General features: G+C 69.2%; 1 protein-coding gene. It reads left to right on the top strand.

Translation table 11 applies throughout. The features are described 5' to 3' along the window. Positions 1–208: nitrilase-related carbon-nitrogen hydrolase (locus BFF77_RS32725; RefSeq protein WP_281196219.1), on the top strand; the 208-nt coding region annotated here is incomplete at both ends.

Consider the following 208-nt stretch of genomic DNA (forward strand, 5'->3'; position numbering starts at 1 on the left):
CGGCCGGATCGGTGTCTACATCTGCTACGACCGCCACTTCCCCGAGGGCTGGCGCCAGCTCGGGCTGAACGGCGCGCAGCTCGTCTACAACCCGTCCGCCACCTCCCGCGGTCTGTCCGCCTATCTCTGGCAGCTGGAGCAGCCCGCCGCGGCCGTCGCCAACGAGTACTTCATCGCGGCGATCAACCGCGTCGGCCAGGAGGAGTAC

The organism is Streptomyces lushanensis (assembly GCF_001700515.1).
Classification (GTDB): Bacteria; Actinomycetota; Actinomycetes; order Streptomycetales; family Streptomycetaceae; genus Streptomyces; species Streptomyces lushanensis.